Genomic DNA, 16,616 nt, shown 5'->3' on the forward strand with positions numbered 1-16,616 from the left:
GGGGTGTTGCCGGAGGAGTCTCACTTGTCGAGGCCCCCTCACCCTCGCTCCGGCTTCGCCTGCGCTTGCTGCGTCTCCTGGACGGAGACACAGCCCTCTCCCCGCCCGCGGGGAGAGGGGAGACCGGCGCGTCGTCCCCAAAGAATAATCGAAACCTAGGAGGCTGCGGCCTCCGCCTCGGCCCGCTTGCGCAGGGCGAAGCGTTGCAGCTTGCCGGATTCGGTCTTGGGCAAGGCGGACACGTAATGCACCGCCCGCGGGTACTTGTAGGGCGCGAGGTCGTTCTTGACGTGCTCTTGCAGCGCCTTGGTCAGGGCGTCGTCGCCGGTGAAGCCGGGATTCAGCACCACGTAGGCCGCGACGATGCGGCCGCGCTCGGGGCAGGGGGCGGCGACCACGCCGACCTCCGCCACCGCCGGGTGGGCGAGCAGGCTCGCCTCCACCTCGGGCCCGGCGATGTTGTAGCCGGCCGAGACGATCATGTCGTCGTTGCGGGCCTGGAACCAGAAATAGCCGTCCGCGTCCTGGAGGTAGGTGTCGCCGGTGACGTTCCAGCCGTCCTGCACGTAGACCGTCTGGCGCTCGTCGGCGAGGTAGCGGCAGCCGATCGGCCCGCGCACCGCGAGCCGCCCCGGCATTCCGGGCGGGCAGGGTTTTCCCTCCGCATCGATCACCCGCGCCTCGTAGCCCGGCACCGGGCGCCCGGTCGCGCCGGGGCGGATCTCGTCCTCGGGCGAGGCGATGAAGATGTGCAGCATCTCGGTCGCGCCGATGCCGTCCATCAGCTTGAGGCCGGTCGCCTTCGCCCAGGCATGCCAGGTCGGCGCCGGCAGGGTCTCGCCGGCCGAGACGCATTTTCGCAAGCTCGACAGGTCGTGCTGGCCGATCAGGCCGAGCATCACCCGGTAGGCGGTCGGCGCGGTGAACAGCACGGTCGCGCGGTATCGCGCGATAGCCGCCGCGAGATCGGCCGGTCCCGCCTTCTCGAGCAGCACCGCCCGGGCGCCGACCCGGAACGGGAACAGCACCAGCCCGCCGAGTCCGAAGGTGAAGGCCAGCGGCGGCGAGCCGATGAACACGTCGTCCTCATTCGCCCGCAGGACCTCGCGGGCGTAACAATCGCAGATCACCAGGAGGTCGCGCTGGTAGTGGATCGTCGCCTTGGGAAGGCCGGTGGTGCCGGAGGTGAAGCCGAGCAGGCACGGATCGTCGGCCCGGGTGAGGGGCGCCTCGAACCGGTCGGAGGCGTCGCGCAGGAGGTCGCCGAGCTCGCCCCCGGCCGTGCCGCGCCAGGTCACAACCCGCACCGGATCGGCCCGGCCGTCGGCGGCCTTCGCCATCTCGTCGATTAGGCCGGCATCGCAGAGCGCGAGCGGGATCCGCGCCTTGTCGAGGATCTGGGTCAGCTCCCGCGCGCGAAGCAGCGGCATCGTCGCCACCACGATCCCGCCCGCCTTGATGATGGCGAGGTAGAGGGCGACCTTGGTCGGGTTGTTGGCCGAGCGCAGCAGCACCCGCCCGCCGGGGACGAGGCCGAGCTGATCCACCAGCACGTTCGCCATCCGGTCGATCTGGCGCGCCAGCTCGGCATAGGTCCAGGTGACGTCCGGCCCGACGAGGGCCACCCGCTCGCCGCGCCCCTCTGCGACGTGCCGGTCCACCAGCTCGATGGTGGCGTTCAGGTGCTCGGGATAGCCGAACCGGTCGAGGTTGACGAAGTCCGGCATCCGGTTCGGCGGAGGCAGGTTGTCCCGCACGAAGGTGTCGGGCCGCCGGACCCACGGGCTGTCGCCGGGGCGAGGGGAGGCCGCGCGCGGCGCGACGGCGGAATTCTCCGGGATGCGAGTCTCCGGCATGGCAGCCTCCATCGGACTATCCTCCTCTCAGGCGAGAATCTGGCGGGCGATGACGAGCTTCTGGACCTCGGTGGCGCCCTCGTAGATCCGCAGCGCCCGGATCTCCCGGTAGAGCGTCTCCGGCACCGAGCCGGAGCGGACGCCCTCGCCGCCATGGAGCTGCACCGCCCGGTCGATCACCTCTTGGGCCGCTTCCGTCGCCACCATCTTGGCCATCGCGGCCTCGCGGGTGATGCGCGGCGCACCCGAATCCCGGGTCCAGGCGGCGCGGTAGACGTGGAGCGCCGCGGTATCGATCGCCGTCGCCATCTCGGCGAGGCTGGTCTGGGTCAGCTGCATCGCGGCGAGCGGCGCCCCGAACAGCCTGCGGTTCTGCGCGCGCTGCAAGGCGGCATCGAGGGCGCGACGGGCGAAGCCGAGCGCCGCCGCGCCGACGGTGGCGCGAAACACGTCGAGCGTCGCCATCGCGACCTTGAACCCGGCGCCGGCCTCGCCGATGCGGTTTCCCGCCGGCACCCGGCAATCCTCGAAAAGCAGCCGGGCGAGGGGATGGGGCGCGATGGTGTCGAGCCGTTCCGCGATCCTCAGGCCGGGCGTGTCCGCCGGGACCAGATAGGCCGAGAGGCCGCGGGCGCCGGGCGCCTCGCCGCTGCGGGCGAAGACCACGTACTGATCGGCGATACCGCCATTCGAGATCCAGGTCTTTTCGCCGTCGAGCCGCACCGTGCCGTCGGGCATCGGCACCGCCGCGAGCGCGATCTGGGCGACGTCGGAGCCGGCTTCCGGCTCGGTCAGCGCGAAGGCTGCGATGCGGCGTCCCGCCCGCACCCCGGGCAGCACCGCCTCGCGCTGGGCCGGCGAGCCGGCGAGCGTCAGCGCCCCGGTGCCGAGCCCCTGCATGGCGAAGGCGAAATCGGCGAGCCCGTCGTGGCGCGCGAAGGTCTCGCGCAGGAGGCAGAGCGCCCGCACGTCGAAACGCCCATCCTCGGGGGCGGCGTAGTGCAGGAACCCCGCCTCGCCGAGGGCCGCGACGAGGCGCCGGCACGAGCCGTCGACGTCGTGGTGGTCGACGAGGGCCGGCACCGTGCGGGCGGCCCAGGCATCGGCCTCCGCCGCGAGGTCGCGGTGGCGGGGCTCGAAGAAGGGCCAGTCGAGGAAGGTCCGGTCGGGCATGTCAGGGCCTCCCCACCGGGTTCATCCCATCCGCGACCTCATCCTGAGGTGCGGGCGATTGAAGATCGCTGAGCCTCGAAGGAGGGCTCCAGAAGTCGCTGCGATCTCTGGAGCCCTCCTTCGAGGTCAGTCCATCTCCGATGGACTGACACCTCAGGATGAGGTCGCAGGTGGGATCAGGACGGATTTGAAGCATCATCGCTCAATCCCCCTCGAAGACCGGCTTGGTCTTCCCCGCGAAGGCCTCGAAGGCGCGGCGGAAATCCTGGGTCTTCATGCAGAGCGCCTGGGCCATCGCCTCGGCGTCGATGGCGGCGTCCACCCCCATCGCCCATTCCATGTGCAGCATCCGCTTGGTCAGGCCGTTGGCGTAGGCCGGGCCCTGCGTGAGCGCGCGGGCGGTCTCGCGGGCGGCTCCCAGGGCTTCGCCCGCGGGAACCAGGCGGTTGAAGAAGCCCCAGCGCTCGCCCTCCTCGGCGCTCATGAAGCGGCCGGTATAGAGAAGCTCCGAGGCCCGGCCCTGGCCGATGATCCGGGGCAGGATCGCGCAGGCGCCCATGTCGCAGCCGGCGAGCCCCACCTTGTTGAACAGGAACGCCACCTTGGCGCCAGTCGCGGCCACCCGCAGGTCGGAGGCCATGGCGATGATCGCGCCCGCGCCCGCGCAGACGCCCTCGACCGCGGCCACGACCGGCTGTGGGCAGGCCCGCATCTCCTTGACGAGGTCGCCGGTCATCGTCGTGAAGGCGTGGAGATCGGCGGCGCCCATCGTGGTCAGCGGCTCGATGATCTCGAACACGTCGCCGCCGCTGGAGAAGTTGGCGCCGGCCCCCGTGATCACCACGGCCGTCACGCTCTCCTCGAAGCGGAGCGCCCGGAAGGTGTCGCGCAATTCCGCGTAGCTCTCGAAGGTGAGTGGGTTCTTCTTCTCCGGCCGGTTCAAGGTCACGGTCGCGATGCCGCCTTCGATCGCGAAGCCGAAATGCTGCGGCGTGAAGCCCGCGAGCGGGGCCGCGATGGCGTTCTGGCGCCTCATTGTCTCTCCCTGACGTGTCTGCTTGGGTTTGGCCGGAGCGCCGCCCGGCCGCACCGAGGCCTTGAGGGCGGAGAGCTGGGTCGACAGCGCCTCCTGCTCGGCGGGCCCGAGGGCGCCGACGAGTTCGGCGATCCAGTCGGCATGGGCCCGGGCCATCTCGGTGAAGACGGCGCGGCCCCTGGGGGTCAGGCGCACCTGCACCGCCCGGCGGTCGGTCTCCGAGACCTGCCGGTCGATCAGCTCCTCCTGCGCCAGCCGCTCGACGAGGCCGGTGACGTTGCCGTTCGACACCATCATCCGGCGCGACAATTCTCCGAGCTGGATGCCGTCCGGGGCGCGTTCGAGCTGCGCCAGCAGGTCGAAGCGAGGGAGCGTGGTGTCGAAGCGGTCGCGCAGGCGCCGGCGGATCTCCGCCTCGATGGTGTTGGCGGTGGTGAGCAGGCGCAGCCACAGCCGCAACTCGGTGCGGTGGGCGGGGGGGATCTCGGCGGAGAGGTCCGGTGCGGCGGTCACAGCTCGCCTCCCGCCACCGCGACGGCCTGGCCGGTGACCGCCCCGGCGCCCGCTCCCGCCAGCCACAGCACCGCGTCGGCCACTTCCTCCGGATGGATCAGGCGGCCCATCGGGTTGTGGCGGGTGAACTCGGTCAGGAGGTCATCGCGGCCACGTCCCGTCTTCGCCTCCAGCCCGTCGATTGCCGTGCCGACGAGGTCGGTATCGGTGAAGCCGGGACAGACCGCGTTGACGGTGATGCCGGTGGCGGCGAGTTCGAGCGCCAGCGCCCGGGTGAGACCCACCACCGCGTGCTTGGCGGCGCAATAGGCCCCGACATAGGCGTAGCCCCTGAGCCCGGCGGTGGAGGCGACCGAGACGATCCGGCCCCCGCCCGCCGCCTTCATGCCCGGCACCACGGCGCGGGCGGCGACGAGCACGGGTTCGACGTTCAGCGCCATCATCCGCCGCAGGGTGTCGACGTCGCTGCGGGCGAGCGGCGCGGTCTCGGCGCCGCCGGCATTGTTGACCAGCACCGCGACCGGGCCGGCCCGCTCGGCGGCCTCCGCCAGGGCGCGGGCCAGGGCCGCCGCATCGGTGACGTCGGCCGCGACGGCGTGGGCTGCCCCGAGTTCGGTTTTCGCCCGCTCGGCGCTCTCCGGCGTGCGGCCGAGCACGGTCACCCGCTCCCCCGCCGCCACGAACCCCGCCGCGATCGCCCGCCCGATGCCGCGGGCGGCGCCGGTGACGAGGACGTGGCGGGGAGGGGGAGAGGGGTGCGGCATGGATATTTCAACCTTAAAGGAATTGGGCGCGGGTCCCCCTCTCCCCGCGGGCGGGGAGAGGGCCGAGTCCCCGTTCAGGGGGCGCGGCTAGCGCAGGCGAAGCCGAAGCGAGGGTAAGGGGTCTCGACGAGTGAGACTTTTCCGGAAACACCCCCTCACCCTCGGCTGCCGCCTCGCCTCGGTGACGACAAGGTCACCGAGGCCCTCTCCCCGCCCGCGGGGAGAGGGGAATGCTCACGGCGCGGCGTACCTCAAACCGCCACCCGCAGCGGGCTCACGTTCCCCGCCACCGCGAAGCCGGCCTTGCCGGCATAGCCCCCGACGATCGCCTGGCGCTCGGCGTGGCCGAGCACGTCCTCGATCCGGGTGAAGCCGGCGGGCGCCCGCTTCTCGACCTCGTCGATCACCCGCTCCGGCCCGCCCTTGCGGTTGAGCATCACGATCTCGGCGGTCTTCGGCCGGCGCTCGGCCTCGTAAGACGAGAGCGCCTGCATCGGGTGCTCGGACCGGGCGAGCGCGTCGCCCAGCGCCCTGGCGTCGAGGATCGCCTGCGAGGCGCCGTTGGAGCCGACCGGGTACATCGGATGGGCGGCGTCGCCCAGAAGCGTCACCCGGCCGTGGGTCCAGCGCGGCAGCGGATCGCGGTCGCACATCGGGTATTCGAAGATCTGCGGCGTCGCCTCGACGAGCGCGGCGAGGTCGAAGCCCGGCAGGGCGAAGCGCCGCGCGTAGGGCAGCACCTGCGAGCGATGGGCGGGGCGCGACCAGCTCTCCTTGGGCGGCGGAGACACCTTGCCGTCCGCCATTTTCACGAACACCACCCAGTTCATCAACTGGCGGCCGTCCCCGGCCTCGGCGATCGGGTAGAGCACGCATTTGGCGCCCATGCCGCCGCCGATCGCCATGGTGCGGCCGTCGCCCCAGGGCGCCCACTCGGTAGCGCCGCGCCACATCAGCACCCCGTCCCAGCGCGGCGGGCCCTCGTCGGGGAAGAATTTCTTGCGCACCACCGAGTGGATCCCGTCGCAGGCGATCAGCACGTCGCCCCGCAGGGTGCGGCCGGCATCCCCTTTCAGCGCATCGGTGAAGTGGGCGGTGACCCCGCCCTCGTCCTGCATGAAGCCGGAGAGCGCCAGCCCGGTCTGCACCGCGTCCGGCCCCAGCCGCTCGCGCACCGCGTCGTAGAGCACCGCCTGCAGGCGCCCGCGATGGATCGAGAATTGCGGCACCGGATGGCCGGCCTCCAACCCCCGCGGCTCGCGCCAGACCTCCTGGCCCTGGCGGTTGAAATAGGCCAGTTCCTTCGTGCGGATCGCCACCCGGTCGAGGGCCGGCAGCAGGTCGAGCTCGGCCAGTTCCCGGATCGCGTGCGGCAGGGTGTTGATGCCGACCCCGACCTCGCGCACCTCGGAGGCCTGCTCGACGATCGTGGCGCGGATGCCGCGCCGGTGGAGCATCAGGGCGGTGGCGAGCCCGCCGATTCCGGCGCCGACGATGAGGACGCGCATGACCTCACTCCGCATCCGGGGGCGGCAGGAAGTCGACCTCGTGCTTGGCCGAGATCGCCACCACGTCGGCGGGGTTCGCCTGGGGGCCGAGATTGTGCAGGGCCCAGAACAGGTCGTAGAGGCGGCGGGCCGGCGAGACCCAGAAGAAACACTTCACGTCGGCATCCGAGCGGTTGAACAGCCCGTGCGGCTGGCCCCGCGGCAGCCGGATCGTGTCGCCGGGCTCGGCCACGCTCTCCTGCCCGTCGAGCACGGCGGTGAGCCGGCCCTGCAGGATGTAGAGGAATTCATCCTGCGTCGGGTGGATGTGCGGCGGCACGAAGGTGCCCGGCGGAAAGGTCGCGTGCCAGGACAGCGAACTCTCGGAATGCTGCTTGGGCACGTAGATCTGCCCGAGGATGTTCCAGCGGACGCCCTCGATGCCTTCACCGGCGCGGGTGATGCCTGCGGTCATGGGGGTCATGGGCCTACTCCTTCGACGGATGTTTCACACATGAAGGAACCGGTCCTTCACCTCCGGCGCCTCGCGGAGCGCCGCGCTGGTGCCGGTCCAGACCACGCGGCCCTTCTCGATCACGACGTGCCGGTCGGCGAAGCGGGCCAGCGCGTCGACGTTCTTGTCGATCACCAGGATCGCTTCGCCCTCGTCCTTGATCGCCCGCAGGCAGGCCCAGATCTCCTCGCGGATCAGCGGCGCCAGCCCCTCGGTCGCCTCGTCGAGGACGACGAGGCGCGGGTTGGTCATGAGCGCCCGGCCGATCGCCAGCATCTGCTGCTCGCCGCCCGACAGCTGGTCGCCGCCGTTGCGCCGCCGCTCCTTCAGGCGCGGGAACAGCCGGTAGACCGCGTCGAGAGTCCACTTGGCGCCGCGCCCGCCGCGATGGGTGGCGACCAGGTTCTCCTCGACCGAGAGCGTCGGAAAAACCTGGCGGCCCTCCGGCACCAGCCCGAGGCCGCGTCTGGCGACGAGGTGGGACGGACGCCCGGCCATGTCCTCGCCGTCGATCAGGATGCGGCCGGCCCGAGGCTTCAGGAGGCCGAAGATCGACTTCACGGTGGTGGTCTTGCCCATGCCGTTGCGGCCGAGCAGGGTCACCACCTCGCCCTTGGCGACGGAGAGGTCGATCCCGAACAGGATGCGGGAATCGCCATAGGCGCTTTCCAGGCCCTCGACGGTGAGCATCAGGCCGCCTCCTCCTCGCCGAGATAGGCGGCGCGCACCGCCGGATCGGAGCGGACCACGGACGGCGCGCCGCTGGCGATGACGCGGCCGTAGACGAGCACGCTCATCCGGTCGGCGAGCGCGAACACCGCGTCCATGTCGTGCTCGATCAGCACGATCGTGTGGGTGGATTTCAATTCGCGCATCAGCCCGACCAGGATCGCCGATTCCTCCGGGCCGGTGCCGGCGAGCGGCTCGTCGAGAAGGAGCAGGCGGGCCTGCGTCGCGAGCGCCACCGCCAGTTCGAGCTGGCGCTTCTCGCCATGCGACAGGCTGCCGGCCCGGCGCGCGGCGCGGTCGGCGAGACCGACACGGCCGAGGGCATCCATCGCCTCGGCGTTGAGCCGGGTCTCGCTCGCGGCGGGGCGGAAGAACCGGAAGCTCGAACCGGACCGGGCCTGGACCGCCAGCGCGACGTTCTCCAGCACCGAGAACCCATCGAGGATCGAGGTGATCTGGAACGAGCGGGCGAGGCCGCGCCGCACCCGCGCCACCATCGGCAAAGCCGTGACGTCCTCGCCGGCGAGATGGACCGTGCCGGAATCGCTCGGCAGGCTGCCCGACAGCTGGTGGATCAGCGTGGTCTTGCCGGCGCCGTTCGGGCCGATGATGGCGTGCAATTCGCCCGGAGCCACGTCGAGGCTGACGTCGTCCGTCACCTTCAGGGCGCCGTAGGACTTTCGGAGGTTGCGAACGGAGAGGAGCGGGGTCACGCGCGCCTCCCGATCTTCGCCGCCAGCCCCGCGAGGCCGCCGCGGGAGAGCAGCACCACCGCGACCAGCATCAGCCCGAGGCCGAGGCGCCAATGGTCGGAGTAATGCGCCAGCACCTCTTCCAGCGCGATCAGCGCGGCGGCGCCGACGACCGGCCCGACCAGCGTCCCCATGCCGCCGAGCACCACCATGACGATCAGCTCGCCCGAGCGCTGCCAGCTCATATAGGCCGGTGAGACGAACTCGGCCTGGTTGGCGAGCAGAACCCCGGCGAGGCCCGCGATGGCGCCGGCGATCACGTAGGCGGTGAGCCGGTAGGGCAGGGGCGAGAATCCGATCGCCTGCATCCGCACCGCGTTGTCGCGGCTGCCGCGGAGCACCCGGCCGAAGCGCGAGGCGACGACGCGGCGGAGTGCCAGCAGCGCCACCGCCAGGACCGCCAGCACCAGATAGAACAGGGCCGGATCGCCCTCGATCAGCCGCATCCCGAACAGCGTCGAGCGGCCCGACAGCGGCAGCCCGTCGTCGCCGCCGTAGGGCGCGAGCGAGACCATGAAGAAATACGCCATCTGCCCGAAGGCCAGCGTGATCATGATGAAGTAGACGCCGCGGGTGCGTAAGCTGATCGCCCCGGTGACGAGGGCGAAGAGTGCGCAAGCTCCAGCCGCCACCGGTGCCTGGATCGCGAGATCGCGGATGCCGTGGGCGTCGAGGATGCCGACCGCGTAGGCCCCCAAACCGATGAAGGCGGCGTGGCCGAACGACACCATCGCGCCGTAGCCGAGCACGAGGTCGAGGGAGAGGGCGGCGAGCCCAAAAATCATCATCCGGGTCGCGGTGACGACCAGGAAAGGCAGGCCGGCGGCTTCCGCGGCGACCGGCAGGGCGGCGAGCGCCGCCAGGACCAGCCCGGCAAGGGCCACACCGGGGACGACGGCCCGGCGCCGGGGCGGCGCGGCCGCCATGCGGGCGACGAGGGTGCTCATCGGGACCCCCGCGCCGGGAACAGGCCGGAGGGCCGGAAGAACAGCACGGCGGCCATCAGGATGTAGATCAGCATCGGGGCGAGCGTCCGCCCGGTCTGCGAGGCGGCGGAGGCATCCATCACGCTGCGCAGCAGGATCGGCCCGAAGGTGCGCCCCAACTGGTCGGCGAGGCCGACGAGGAGGCCGGCCACGAACGCGCCCCGCACCGAGCCGACGCCGCCGATGACGATGACCACGAAGGTCAGGATCAGGACCGAATCCCCCATGCCGGGATCGACCGACAGGATCGGCGCCACCATCGCGCCGGCAAAGCCCGCCAGCATCGCGCCGAGGCCGAACACCACCAGAAAGAGCCGCCGGATGTCGATGCCCAGCGCCGCCACCATCGGGCCGTTGCTGGCGCCGGCCCGCAGCCGCATGCCGAGCCGGGTGTGGTTGACGAGGAGGTGGAGGCCGAGCGCGGTCGCGAGGCCGGCGGCGATGATCGCGACCCGGTAGAGCGGGTAATGCAGGGTGCCGACGAGCCGGACCGAGCCCGACAGGGCGTCCGGCACCGGCACGCTCATCGGGGCCGCGCCCCAGACGATCCGCACGCCCTCGTTGAGGATCAGGATCAGCCCGAAGGTCGCGAGCACCTGGTCGAGATGGTCGCGCCCGTAGAGGTGGCGCACCACCAGGAACTCGAGGGCGAGGCCGAAGAGGAGCGTTGCCGGAAAAGCCAGCAGCAGGCCGAGGCCGAAGCTGCCGGTGGCGGCGGTGAAGGTCGCCGCCAGGTAGGCGCCGATCATGTAGAGCGCGCCGTGGGCGAGGTTGATGAGGTCCATCACCCCGAAGATCAGCGTCAGTCCCGCCGCCACCAGGAACAGCAGGATGCCGAGCTGGACGCCGTTCAGCGCCTGGATCAGGAACAGGTTGAGCATCACACGATCTGACCGCGCGGGGTTGGCCCGAAGACTTGTGCCGCCCTCCGCGTTATCCCGGGGCGCTGCCCTGGGACAGGAAGAGGCGCGGGTTTCCCCTCTCCCCGCGGGCGGGGAGAGGGCCGACGACACCTTGTCGTGTCGTCGGCAAGCGGAGGCGCAGCCGAAGCGAGGGTGAGGGGGTGTTTCCGGAGGAGCCTTACTCGTCGAGACCCCCTCACCCCCGCGGCGAACCTGCGGTTCGCTGCTCCCTGAGCCCCTTCGGAGCTCAGGCCTCTCCCCGCCCGCGGGGAGAGGGGATTTCCCGCGCCTCTCTCTTTCTCCAGACAATTCTGCTTCATCCCGGGGCCGCGCAGCGGAACCCGGACCCGAAGGGGCGCGAAGCGCAATCCATAACCGCTCACGCGGCAGGCAGAGGTGAAACGGTTCCGCTTCATCCGGCATCCTCGGCGGTCATGGATCCCGGGTTCTCGCCTGCGGCGAGCCCCGGGATGACGAAGGGAGTTTGATTCTCCGGAAGGGAAAATCATCTACTTCATCTTGCACTCGGCGGCGTAATTATCCTGATAATTCGAAAAGATCTTTTCCGCGATCTGGGTCTCGTACTTGCCGTCCGGGCGCTTCGCGGCCTTGACGAGGTAGAAATCCTGGATCGGGTAGTGGTTGTTGCCGATCTTGAAGTTGCCGCGCAGGGACTGGAATTCGGCGGCCTTGAGGCCGGCGCGCAGGGAGTCCTTGTCCTTGAGGTCGCCCTTGGCCCGCTTGACCGCGGCGTCGATCATCAGGGCGGCGTCGTAGGCCTGCATGGCGTAGGTGCCGGGCACGCTGCCGTACTTCTTCTCGTAGGCGGCGACGAAGGCCTTGGATTGCGGGTTGTCGAGATCCGGCGCCCAGTTGGCGCCGCCGTAATACCCGACCGCCGCGTCCTTCTGGGCCGGCAGGGTGCTCTCGTCGACCGTGAAGGCGGAGAGGAACGGGATCGTGCTGAGGCCCGCCTGGCGGTACTGGCGCACCAGGTTGACGCCCATGCCGCCGGGCATGAAGGCGAAGACCGCGTCGGGCTGCGCCGCCGAGATCTGGGCGAGCTCGGCCGAGAAATCGAGCTGGCCGAGCGGGGTGAACATCTCGTTCACCACCTCGCCCTTGTAGGAATGCTTGAAGCCGGCGAGCGAGTCCTTGCCGGCCTGGTAGTTCGGCGCCAGCAGGACGAGGCGCTTGTAGCCCTTGTTCTGGGCGTACTTGCCCAGAACCTCGTGGACCTGATCGTTCTGGTAGGAGGAGACGAACAGGTTGGGGTTGCACTCCGCCCCGGCATAGTTCGACGTGCCGGCATTGGGCGAGATCAGGAAGGCGCCGCCATCGGTCACCGGGCGCACCACCGCGCGCAGCACGTTGGAGAAGGTCGGCCCGACCACGAAATCGACCTTGTCGCGCTTGACCAGCTCCCGCGCCTTGTTGGTCGCGACATCGGGTTTGAGCTCGTCGTCGACGGTCACCACCTCCACGTCGAGGCCGCCGAGCTTCTTGCCCAAGCTGTCGAGCGCCAGCAGGAACCCGTCGCGGCCCTGCTCGCCGAGCACCGCGGAGGGCCCCGAGAGGGTGAACATCAGCCCGACCCGGACTTTCCCAGATCCTTCCCCTTGGCCCTGCGCAGCGGCGGGTCCGGCCAGCACCGTGGCGCAGAGAAGCGCGGTCGCGAGGCGGCTGGCGGTGGTCCGGATCGGCGTCATTCCGTGTGTCCCCTTCTGGTCGAGAGCATCGTCGGCACTTGTCCGGTGCGCCGCGGCCGAAGTCGAGTCGGCGCGGGAGACGAAAGCGGCGCGTCTTTCGTCGGATCCCGAGCCGTCTCACCTGAAATACTTTACGCATGAAATATCGCCTGACAACCGCCCTCGGCGATTTTTCTGCCATGCCGCATTTGTGTGCAACGCAGCGAGCACTATGCTGAAAAGAAAGACGTTTCCATCGTTGCATCGCAGCATTCGAACGGACTAACGCGGTCGGGTATCGGGTCGTCGAAGGCTGGCCCGATCCCGGGCCGCACACCCTCTTGCGTCGCGATATTTCAAGTATAAAGTTTCTGCGCCGGCGAGCCCGCCGCCACGAGAAGGAGCCCTCCATGCGCGTCACGGTGATCGGCGGCGGACCCGGCGGGCTCTATTGCGCGCTCCTGACCAAGAAGCGCCGGCCGGGCTGGCAGGTCGAGGTCTACGAGCAGAACCGGGCCGACGACACGTTCGGCTTCGGCGTCGTCTTCTCCGACGAGACCCTGCACGAGTTCCTGTCGCGGGACCCGCGCTCGTTCTCCCGGATCCGGGACGCCTTCTCGTACTGGGACGACGTCGCGATCCACAAGGAGGGCCGGGTCATGCGCTGCGGCGGCAACGGCTTTGCCGGGGTGAGCCGGATGCGCCTGCTCCAGATCCTGCAGGAGCGCTGCCGCGAGGAGGGGGTGGGGCTGCATTTCGGCGAGAGCGTCCCGCCCGACCGGCTCAAGGAACGCTTCCCCGATTCCGACGTCATCGTCGCCTGCGACGGCATCAACTCGCGCATCCGCGAGCATTTTCGCGATGCGTTCCGGCCAGAGGTGGAGATCAAGTCCAACCGCTTCTGCTGGATGGGCTCGACCCGGCCGATGGACGAGTTCAACTATTTCTTCCGCGAGACGCCGCACGGCATCGTCTGTGCCCATACCTACCAGTACGAGCCCGGCCGCTCGACCTGGGTGTTCGAGATGGACGAGGCCTGCTGGCAGGGCCACGGTTTCACCGAGGCCGACGAGGAGGGCGCGCGCCGGGTCCTCGAGGAGATGTACGAAGAGGAATTGCAGGGCCACGGCCTGCTCCTCAACCGCTCGACCTGGCGCCGCTTCCCGCGGATCTTCTGCCACGCGTGGTCGCACGACAACATCGTGCTCTTGGGCGACGCCAAGGCCTCGGCGCATTTCTCGATCGGCTCGGGCACCAAGCTCGCCATGGAATGCGCCATCGCGCTCTCGGACGCGCTCGTGGACAAGGCCGAGGCGGACGTTCAGGCGGCGTTTGCGGCCTATGACCGGGCGCGGCGCACCCCGTGCCAGGTCGTCCAGCACAATGCCGACGTGTCGCTGGCCTGGTTCGAGCACATGAACCGCTCCTGGGACATGGATGCGGAGCAGTTCTCCATGGTGGTGATGTGCCGGGCGAAGTCCGTCACCTACGACAACCTGGTGGTGCGCGATCCCGCCTACGTCGCGGCCGTCGACGACGCGTTCTACGCCCGGCTCCAGGCCGAGACCGGCGAGGATTACCGGACGAGCCGGCCGACGCCGATGTTCACGCCCCTGCGCTTGCGCGAGATGCGGATCCCGAACCGGGTCGCGATGGCGCCGATGGCGCAGTACTCGGCCGACGAGGACGGCAACCTCACCGACTGGCACTTCGTCCACTACACCTCGCACGCGCTCGGCGGGCCCGGCCTGCTCTTCACCGAGATGACCTGCCCGTCACGTGAGGCCCGCATCACCCCCGGCTGCCCGGGCCTGTGGACCGACGCGCACGAGGCGCAATGGGCCCGCATCGTCGATTTCGTCCACGCCCATACCGATACCAGGATGGTGATGCAGCTGGGCCATGCCGGCCGCAAAGGGTCGACGCAGGTCGGCTGGGAGCGGATGGATCACCCGCTGCCCGACGGCAACTGGCCGATCGTCTCGGCCTCCCCGATCCCGTATCTCGACGGCGTGAGCCAGGTGCCGCACGCCCTCGACCGGGCCGGGATGGACCGCGTGCGCGACGCCTTCGTGCAGGCCACCGAGCGGGCGGCCCGGGCCGGCTTCGACATGCTGGAATTGCACTGCGCCCACGGCTACCTGATGGCCTCCTTCCTCTCGCCGCTGACCAACACCCGCACCGATGAATACGGCGGGTCGATCGAGAACCGCCTGCGCTTCCCGCTTGAGGTGTTTTCGGCGATGCGGGCCGCGTGGCCGGCGGAGCGGCCGATGTCGGTCCGCATCTCTGCCACCGACTGGGCCGAGGGCGGCATGACCGAGGCCGACACGGTGGCGGTGGCGCAGGCCCTGCACGAGGCGGGCTGCGACCTCGTCGACGTCTCGGCCGGCCAGACGGTCGCCGAGCAGCGCCCGGTCTACGGCCGGATGTTCCAGGTCCAGTTCGCCGACGCGATCCGCAACCGCGCCGGCAACCGCGCCCCGATGGCCGTGATGGCGGTCGGCGCGATCACGGAAGCCGGGCAGGTCAACACCATCCTGCACACCCGCCGGGCCGACATCGTGGCGCTCGGCCGGCCGCACCTGTGGAACCCGAATTTCTGCCGCCAGGCCGCGGCCTGGTACGACGCCCGCACCCAATCCTGGCCGAAGCCCTACCGGCCGGGCCGCGACCAGGCCCATCGCGAATTGCCCAAGGCGCGCGAGCAGGAGATCGCCCTGCGCCGCAAGGCGCGGCCGCGGCCGCACCAGGCGGGGCAGGCGGCGGCGGAGTAGTCCGCCGCGCGAGGATCGCGCCGCCCCTACGGCCATCGGCGGCGGCGCTGCCGATCTTTTCGACGTCGTGACGCTTTGTGCGCCAACAACAGATCGATTCATCAAGGCATAACAAGTCCGCCTCTATGAAGTCTGGCGCCTCGGATCGTGAGGCGCGACCATCGATGCCGGGCGGTTTCGTGATGAAGTTGTCTCTCAAGCAGGTCCTGATCGGGACGATCCTGACGTTGATGCTGTTCGGTGTGGCGCAAGGCGGCAACGGCATCTTGCGCCTGATGACGCTGCGGGACGACATCGTGGCGATTGCCCAGACCCGCCTCCCGGCCTCGAACCTGATCAGCCAGATCTACGCCGAGACCCAGAGCTACCGGCTCAACCTGTACCGCTTCGTCGTGACCTCGACGGACGATGCCGCCTACGACCGTAACGAGCAGGCCCTGATCAAGAGCCGTCAGGCCTTGATCGACCTCCAGGCGCGCTACGCGCCGCTGATCTCCGGCCCCGAGGAGCGGACGGCGTTCGACCGCTTCGTCACCAAGTGGAGCGAGTATCTCGAAGGCCAGAAGGCGGTGACCGGCGCGATGGCGGCCGGCGACCAGGCCTCGGCGCTGGCGACGCTGACCGGGCCCGAGATGACCGCCACCAACGCGCAGGCGACCGGCGCCCTGAAGTCGATCGTCGCGATGAATGCCGGGGCGGCGCTCGCGAGCGCCGAGCGCAGCAGCGCCAGCGCCGGCAGCGGCATCCTGGCCGCCGGGGTGATGACCGCGCTGGCGCTCGCCGCCGCCATCGGGGCGATCGTGTTCTCACTCCTCGGCATCGCCCGCCCGATCGCCCGCATGACCGACGCCATGGGCCGGCTGGCGCGCCACGACCTCGCGGTGCCGGTTCCGGGCATCGGCCGGCGCGACGAGATCGGCGCGATGGCGGGCGCCGTCCAGGTGTTCAAGGAGACCATGCTGCGGGCTCGCGCCCTGGAGGAGGAGACGGCCCTCGCCCGTGCCTCGGCCGAGGAGCAGCGCCGGGTCGGCATGCGCCAGATGGCGGACGCCTTCGAGACGGCGGTCGGCGGCATCGTCGGCCAGGTCTCGGCCTCCGCGATCCAACTCCAGGCGACCGCGGAAGTGATGACCGCCACCGCCCGGGAGACCGCCGCGCAATCGACCACCGTGGCGGCGGCCGCCGAGCAGGCGTCCTCCAACGTTGGCACGGTGGCGGCGGCGGCCGAGGAACTCGGCGCCTCGGTCCAGGAGATCGGCCGCCAGGTCGACGGCTCGGCCCGGCTCGCCCGGGCCGCGGTGGTGGAGGCCGGGCAGACCGCCGATCAGGTCCGCACCCTGACCGAGGCCACCGCCCGCATCGGCGACGTGGTCGGGCTGATCTCGTCGATCGCCGCGCAGACCAACCTTCTGGCGCTCAACGCCACCATCGAGGCCGCC

Annotated in this window: 13 protein-coding genes and 1 pseudogene; 2 read left to right on the top strand and 12 right to left on the bottom strand. The window is 70.4% G+C overall.

Features of this window, described 5'->3' with window-relative positions:
* Positions 1–155: 155 nt before the first annotated feature.
* From QR78_RS01920 to QR78_RS01970, 12 genes and pseudogenes are all read right to left on the bottom strand, one after another.
* Positions 156–1,727, bottom strand: coding sequence for an AMP-binding protein (locus tag QR78_RS01920; RefSeq protein WP_048425809.1), 1,572 nt, complete (start codon positions 1,725–1,727; stop codon positions 156–158).
* 156 nt (positions 1,728–1,883) lie between these two features.
* Positions 1,884–3,029: an acyl-CoA dehydrogenase family protein gene (locus tag QR78_RS01925; protein ID WP_048425797.1), complete on the bottom strand. Its 1,146-nt coding sequence runs from the start codon at positions 3,027–3,029 to the stop codon at positions 1,884–1,886.
* Positions 3,030–3,231: 202 nt separating this feature from the next.
* Positions 3,232–4,065, bottom strand: a complete 834-nt coding sequence (locus QR78_RS35690; RefSeq protein ID WP_048425810.1) for an enoyl-CoA hydratase family protein — start codon at positions 4,063–4,065, stop codon at positions 3,232–3,234.
* 210 nt (positions 4,066–4,275) lie between these two features.
* Positions 4,276–4,644: pseudogene (locus QR78_RS35695) on the bottom strand (MarR family transcriptional regulator); the annotation flags it as partial.
* Positions 4,575–5,342: an SDR family NAD(P)-dependent oxidoreductase gene (locus QR78_RS01935; protein WP_048425798.1), complete on the bottom strand. Its 768-nt coding sequence runs from the start codon at positions 5,340–5,342 to the stop codon at positions 4,575–4,577. The gene QR78_RS01935 and the pseudogene QR78_RS35695, both read right to left, overlap by 70 nt.
* A 251-nt stretch (positions 5,343–5,593) precedes the next feature.
* Positions 5,594–6,850 carry a flavin-dependent oxidoreductase gene (locus tag QR78_RS01940; RefSeq protein ID WP_048425799.1) on the bottom strand — a complete coding sequence of 419 codons (1,257 nt, stop codon included), beginning with the start codon at positions 6,848–6,850 and terminating at the stop codon, positions 5,594–5,596.
* Positions 6,851–6,854: 4 nt separating this feature from the next.
* Positions 6,855–7,313 carry a cupin domain-containing protein gene (locus tag QR78_RS01945; protein WP_048425800.1) on the bottom strand — a complete coding sequence of 153 codons (459 nt, stop codon included), beginning with the start codon at positions 7,311–7,313 and terminating at the stop codon, positions 6,855–6,857.
* A gap of 24 nt (positions 7,314–7,337) precedes the next feature.
* A complete protein-coding gene (locus tag QR78_RS01950; RefSeq protein ID WP_048425801.1) occupies positions 7,338–8,033 on the bottom strand; it encodes an ABC transporter ATP-binding protein in 696 nt (231 codons plus the stop codon).
* The gene (locus QR78_RS01955) at positions 8,033–8,785 is read right to left on the bottom strand and encodes an ABC transporter ATP-binding protein (protein ID WP_048425802.1); all 753 of its coding nucleotides are present in this window, start codon (positions 8,783–8,785) and stop codon (positions 8,033–8,035) included. The genes QR78_RS01950 and QR78_RS01955 overlap by 1 nt, the downstream gene beginning before the upstream one ends.
* Positions 8,782–9,771 carry a branched-chain amino acid ABC transporter permease gene (locus QR78_RS01960; protein WP_053220757.1) on the bottom strand — a complete coding sequence of 330 codons (990 nt, stop codon included), beginning with the start codon at positions 9,769–9,771 and terminating at the stop codon, positions 8,782–8,784. Before QR78_RS01960 ends, QR78_RS01955 begins: the two co-directional genes overlap by 4 nt.
* Positions 9,768–10,691 carry a branched-chain amino acid ABC transporter permease gene (locus QR78_RS01965; RefSeq protein WP_048425804.1) on the bottom strand — a complete coding sequence of 308 codons (924 nt, stop codon included), beginning with the start codon at positions 10,689–10,691 and terminating at the stop codon, positions 9,768–9,770. Before QR78_RS01965 ends, QR78_RS01960 begins: the two co-directional genes overlap by 4 nt.
* A 530-nt stretch (positions 10,692–11,221) precedes the next feature.
* Positions 11,222–12,421 carry an ABC transporter substrate-binding protein gene (locus QR78_RS01970; RefSeq protein WP_048425805.1) on the bottom strand — a complete coding sequence of 400 codons (1,200 nt, stop codon included), beginning with the start codon at positions 12,419–12,421 and terminating at the stop codon, positions 11,222–11,224.
* A gap of 389 nt (positions 12,422–12,810) precedes the next feature.
* Between QR78_RS01970 and QR78_RS01975 the strand changes: the two genes are divergently transcribed.
* Entirely contained in the window at positions 12,811–15,177 is a 2,367-nt protein-coding gene (locus QR78_RS01975) for an oxidoreductase (protein ID WP_048425806.1), read from the top strand.
* Positions 15,178–15,359: 182 nt separating this feature from the next.
* A partial coding sequence (locus QR78_RS36420) for a methyl-accepting chemotaxis protein (protein ID WP_048425811.1) occupies positions 15,360–16,616 on the top strand: 1,257 nt, incomplete at its 3' end.

The sequence above is a fragment of the Methylobacterium indicum genome, assembly GCF_001043895.1.
Classification (GTDB): domain Bacteria; phylum Pseudomonadota; class Alphaproteobacteria; order Rhizobiales; family Beijerinckiaceae; genus Methylobacterium; species Methylobacterium indicum.